This is a genomic window from Aquabacterium sp. UBA2148 (genome assembly GCF_002328915.1).
GTDB classification, from domain to species: domain Bacteria; phylum Pseudomonadota; class Gammaproteobacteria; order Burkholderiales; family Burkholderiaceae_C; genus Aquabacterium; species Aquabacterium parvum.
Genome location: NZ_DCXA01000223.1, coordinates 8,146 through 13,242, shown reverse-complemented (window position 1 = coordinate 13,242; position 5,097 = coordinate 8,146). Strand labels below are relative to the sequence as shown.

Here is a 5,097-nt window from a genome sequence, read left to right as displayed (position 1 = left end):
CAGCCGCAGCTATGGGGTGCAGGTGGCGCGGCTTGCGGGCATGCCCCATTCGCTGATTCGCCAGGCCCGTGCCACACTGGAATCGTTGGAGGCCCAGCAGCGCGACTCTGAACAGCAGATCGATTTGTTCGCCGATGTGGGCGCGCCCGCTGGTGGCGTCGACTTCGATCAACTGGCCGAAGGCGCGAAGCAGTCTGTCGGTGCTGCCAGCGTCGAAGCCCTGACCCCGACCGAAGCCCAGGCACTGAACCTGCTTGCCGCCATCGACCCCGACGCGCTCACCCCGCGCGAGGCCCTGGACGCCCTGTACAAACTCAAATCGGTGATTTCGTCATGACCTACTGCGTTGCCATGCGCCTGGAAGCGGGCCTGGTTTTTCTGTCCGACTCCCGCACCAACGCGGGCATGGACCAGATCAGCACCTTCCGCAAGATGACCGTCTACGAGAAGGCTGGCGATCGCGTCATCGTCATGCTCTCGGCTGGCAACCTGGCCATCACCCAGGCCGTCAAACAGCTGGTGGCCAACGAGACCATCGAAGGCTCGGACGGCGAGCCCTGCACCATCTGGACAGCGACGTGCCTTTTCGACGTGGCCCGCATCGTCGGCAGTTGCGTGCGCAAGGTGCACGCGCGTGACGCAGCCGCGCTCAAGCAGCATGGCATCGACTTCAACTGCAGCCTCATCGTCGGTGGCCAGATCGGCAACGAGACCATGCGCCTGTTCAACGTCTACGCTGCGGGCAACTTCGTCGAAGCCGGCATCGATGGCGTGTGCTATTTCCAGATCGGCGAGTCCAAGTACGGCAAGCCCGTGATCGACCGAGTCATCACGCCTCAGACACCGCTGGAAGAAGCTGCCAAGTGCGCCTTGATCTCGATGGACTCGACGCTCAAGTCCAACCTGTCGGTCGGACTGCCTTTGGACATGCTGGTGTACGAAGCTGGCGCGCTCAAGGTGGACAAGCTCATCCACATCGACGAGTCGAATCCGTACTTCCGCATGATTCGCTCGACCTGGGGACAGCGCCTTCGCCAGGTGTTCGACTCCATCCCGGAGCCCAGCTGGAACGCCGACCAGGCCGATCTGCACCTGCCGTCTGCGGCCAGTCAGGCACAGGCCATGAACCCCCTGAGCAAGATCAGCGCGCCGAACGGCTGATGGCGGCTGGCTGAGTGCGGGCGCGCTGGTGCGTTCTGAAGCGCAGCCCGGCGCTCAACCTTGCTTTAGCAGCGCCTCGGCTTCGCGGTCGAGCTGCTCGATGCACTCGGCCATGGCGGCGTGGCAACGCTGCATGAGTTCAGGCACGTCGTCGGCCGTCATGCCCGTGGTCGGGATCGGGGGCAGGGCGCGCATCACCACGGCGCCGCCCACCCAGCGGTTCAGGTTCATCGTGCGGGTGTAGTTGTTCGCACACACCGGCACGACGGGCACCCCGGCGTTGATCGCCATCAGGAAGGCCCCCTTCTTGAACGGGCCCAGGCCCTTGCCGTGGCCGCGCGTGCCTTCGGCAAACACCCACAGCGACATGTCCTTGTGCTGAAGCGTGTCGGTGGTGGTTTCCATGGCGCGGCGGGCCTGCACGGCGTTGCCGCGGTCAACCAGCACGTTGCCCGCCAGCCAGTACAGTTGGCCGAACAGAGGCAGCCACTTCAGGCTGGTCTTGCCCAGGCTCACCGTGCGAACGGGCACCACCTGGCCGAAGACGAACAGGTCGTGGTTGGAGATGTGGTTGGCGACAATGATGGCCGGGCGCTGGTGGTTCAGCACGCCGTCGGCTTCGATGCGCTGGCGCAATCCCATGATGCGCAAGGCCGGTATGCCGTAGACCCGCGCACACAGGCGGCTGTTGTCCGGGTTGAAGGGGCGACACAGGCCGATCAGCAGGCCGATCACGCTGGCGATCACGAAGTGCACGGCCAGCAGGAGAATGCGCAGCAGGGACAGCAAGGGGGCTCCCGGGCAGGTCAGGGCGCTCTCGCGCCCGTCAACGGTGACAAAGCGCCGGATCATACGCCCGCATGAGGGTTGGCTCGCGCAAAACCTGAGGCGGCCAGAGCCCGGTCCGCCTATAATGCCGCTTTACCACCGCAGCGATCCCATCAGAGGATCGCACCTGCGCAAATGACCAAGTTTGTCTTCGTCACCGGCGGTGTGGTGTCCTCGCTTGGCAAGGGCATCGCCGCTGCGTCTTTGGCTGCCATCCTCGAATCCCGAGGACTCAAAGTCACCCTCATCAAGCTCGACCCGTACATCAACGTGGACCCGGGCACGATGTCGCCCTTCCAGCATGGCGAGGTCTTCGTGACCGACGACGGTGCCGAGACCGACCTCGACCTGGGCCACTACGAGCGCTTCATCACCACGCGGATGAAGAAGGCCAACAACTTCACCACCGGCCAGATCTACAAGTCGGTGCTGGAGAAGGAACGCCGTGGCGACTACCTGGGCAAGACCGTCCAGGTCATCCCCCACATCACCAACGAGATCCAGGACTACGTGCGCCGTGGTGCCGGCGTCGGCACGCCCGATGCCGTTGACGTGGCCATCGTTGAAATCGGTGGCACCGTGGGCGACATCGAGTCGCTGCCCTTCATGGAAGCCGCGCGTCAGCTGTGCCTCAAGGCCGGCCCGACCAACGCCGCCTTCGTGCACCTGACCTACGTGCCCTTCATCGCGGCTGCGGGTGAGCTGAAAACCAAGCCCACCCAGCACACCGTGCAGAAGCTGCGCGAAATCGGTATCCAGCCTGACGCGCTGCTGTGCCGCGCCGACCGCGCCATCCCGGCCGACGAGCGCGAGAAGATTTCGCTGTTCACCAACGTGCCCGAGTCCGGTGTGATCTCGGTCTGGGACGCCGACACCATCTACAAGGTGCCGCGCATGCTGCACGAGCAGCACCTCGACGACCTCATCTGCAACAAGCTGCAGCTGCAGACCAAGCCGGCTGACCTGTCGCGCTGGGACAAGCTGGTCCACGAGGTCGAGAACCCCAAGGGCGCGGTCACCATCGCCATGTGCGGCAAGTACACCGAGCTGTCGGATTCGTACAAGTCGCTCAACGAGGCCCTGCGCCACGCCGGCATCCACAACCACGCCCGCGTCAACATCGAGTACGTGGATTCGGAGTCGCTGACGCCCGAGACCGCTTCGACCCTGGCTCAATACGACGCCATCCTGGTGCCCGGCGGCTTCGGCAAGCGCGGTGTGGAAGGCAAGATCATCGCGGCGCAATACGCCCGTGAGAACGGCATCCCTTACCTGGGCATCTGCCTGGGCATGCAGGTGGCCACCATCGAATACGCCCGCCACAAGGCAGGTCTGGAGGGCGCCAACTCCACCGAGTTCGAGCCGCAAGGCCCGCACCCGGTCATCGCCCTGATCGACGAGTGGCTGGACGCCGATGGCACCGTGCAAAAGCGCGACGCCAGTTCAGACCTGGGTGGCACCATGCGCCTGGGCGCGCAGAGCTCCGACGTCAAGCCTGGCACCATTGCGCACGAGATCTACGGCGACGTGGTCACCGAGCGCCACCGCCACCGCTACGAAGCCAACGAGCGCTACCTCGACAAGCTGCAGGACGCTGGCCTGGTCATCTCGGCCATCACCCAGCGCGAAAAGCTCACCGAGATGGTCGAGCTGCCCAAGGCCGTGCACCCCTGGTACGTCGGCGTGCAGTTCCACCCCGAGTTCAAGTCCACCCCCTGGGACGGCCACCCGCTGTTCAAGGCTTACATCAAGGCCGCGCTGGACCACCAGGCCGCAGCCAAGAAGTGACCTGTTCGAACAAAGGATTCAAGCCATGAAGCTCTGTGGATTCGACGTCGGCCTTGAGCGCCCCTTCTTCCTGATCGCAGGCACCTGCTCCATCGAGAGCCTGGAGATGTCGCTCGAGGTGGCAGGCCGCCTCCAGGAGGCTTGTGCGCCCCTGGGCATCCCGCTGATCTACAAGGGCTCCTTCGACAAGGCCAACCGCTCTTCGGGCACCACAGCCCGTGGCTTGGGGCTCGACAAGGGCCTGCAGATCCTCGACGAGGTGCGCCGCCAGACCGGACTGCCGGTGCTGACCGATGTGCACGACGAATCGCAGGTGGCCGACGTCGCCAGCGTGGTCGACGTGCTGCAGACCCCGGCCTTCCTGTGCCGCCAGACCGACTTCATCCGTGCGGTGGCCAAGTCGGGCAAACCGGTCAACATCAAGAAGGGTCAGTTCCTCGCGCCCTGGGACATGAAGAACGTCATCGACAAGGCCCGCGCTGCCGCGCAGGAAGCCGGCTTGTCGCCTGACCGCTTCCTGGCCTGCGAGCGCGGTGTGAGCTTTGGCTACAACAACCTCGTGGCCGACATGACGAGCCTGGCCGAGATGCGCAAGTCCGGCGCACCGGTGGTCTTTGACGTGACCCACTCGGTGCAAAAGCCCGGTGGCCTGGGCGGCGCCAGCGGTGGTGCCCGCGAGATGGTGCCGGTGCTGGCGCGTGCCGGCGTGGCAGCCGGCGTGGCCGGCCTCTTCATGGAGACCCACCCCGACCCGGCCAAGGCCTGGAGCGATGGCCCCAACGCCGTGCCGCTCAAGCACATGAAGGCCTTGCTCGAAACCCTGGTCGAACTCGACCGCATCACCAAGAAGAACGGTTTCCTGGAAACCGACTTCAACTGAAGTCCTAAAATCCACGGTTTGCCTGCAGCCCAGGCAAGCCGTTTTTGCTTTCCAACCATCCATCCATTTGAGGAACCCCTGATGAGCGCCATCGTTGACATCATCGGCCGCGAAGTGATCGACAGCCGCGGCAACCCCACCGTCGAATGCGACGTCCTGCTGGAAAGCGGCGTCATGGGCCGTGCGGCCGTGCCGTCGGGCGCTTCGACCGGTTCGCGCGAAGCCATCGAGCTGCGCGATGGCGACAAGTCGCGTTACCTGGGCAAGGGCGTTCTGAAGGCCGTTGAGCACATCAACACCGAAATCGCCGAAGCCGTGCTGGGCCTGGACGCCTCCGAGCAAGCCTTCCTGGACAAGACCCTGATCGACCTCGACGGCACCGAGAACAAGGGCCGCCTGGGCGCCAACGCCATGCTGGCCGTGTCGATGGCCGTGGCCCG

The 5,097-nt window shown here is 64.8% G+C and carries 4 protein-coding genes and 2 pseudogenes; 5 read left to right on the top strand and 1 reads right to left on the bottom strand.

The features are described from left to right. Nucleotides 1–337: pseudogene (locus B2W70_RS12715) on the top strand (DNA mismatch repair protein MutS); the annotation flags it as partial. After that, a complete protein-coding gene (locus B2W70_RS12710; protein WP_058085934.1) occupies nucleotides 334–1,161 on the top strand; it encodes a proteasome-type protease in 828 nt (275 codons plus the stop codon). The pseudogene B2W70_RS12715 and the gene B2W70_RS12710, both read left to right, overlap by 4 nt. 54 nt (nucleotides 1,162–1,215) lie before the next feature. On the opposite strand, the gene B2W70_RS12705 is transcribed toward B2W70_RS12710, so the two are convergent. Further along, nucleotides 1,216–1,950, bottom strand: a complete 735-nt coding sequence (locus B2W70_RS12705; RefSeq protein ID WP_286746175.1) for a lysophospholipid acyltransferase family protein — start codon at nucleotides 1,948–1,950, stop codon at nucleotides 1,216–1,218. A 174-nt stretch (nucleotides 1,951–2,124) separates the two neighbouring features. On the opposite strand from B2W70_RS12705, the gene B2W70_RS12700 reads away from it, so the two are divergent. The 3 genes and pseudogenes from B2W70_RS12700 to eno form a co-directional block, all read left to right on the top strand. After that, nucleotides 2,125–3,777: a CTP synthase gene (locus B2W70_RS12700; RefSeq protein ID WP_286746173.1), complete on the top strand. Its 1,653-nt coding sequence runs from the start codon at nucleotides 2,125–2,127 to the stop codon at nucleotides 3,775–3,777. A gap of 25 nt (nucleotides 3,778–3,802) precedes the next feature. After that, on the top strand, nucleotides 3,803–4,657 hold the full coding sequence (gene kdsA, locus B2W70_RS12695; protein WP_286746171.1) for a 3-deoxy-8-phosphooctulonate synthase: 855 nt from the start codon (nucleotides 3,803–3,805) through the stop codon (nucleotides 4,655–4,657). A gap of 81 nt (nucleotides 4,658–4,738) precedes the next feature. Continuing rightward, a pseudogene (gene eno / locus B2W70_RS12690) lies at nucleotides 4,739–5,097 on the top strand (phosphopyruvate hydratase); the annotation flags it as partial.

Coding starts and splice junctions, on each gene's coding strand:
- kdsA (WP_286746171.1), top strand. CDS start 3,803: ATGAAGCTCTGTGGATTCGACGTCGGCCTTGAGCGCCCCTTCTTCCTG.
- B2W70_RS12710 (WP_058085934.1), top strand. CDS start 334: ATGACCTACTGCGTTGCCATGCGCCTGGAAGCGGGCCTGGTTTTTCTG.
- B2W70_RS12700 (WP_286746173.1), top strand. CDS start 2,125: ATGACCAAGTTTGTCTTCGTCACCGGCGGTGTGGTGTCCTCGCTTGGC.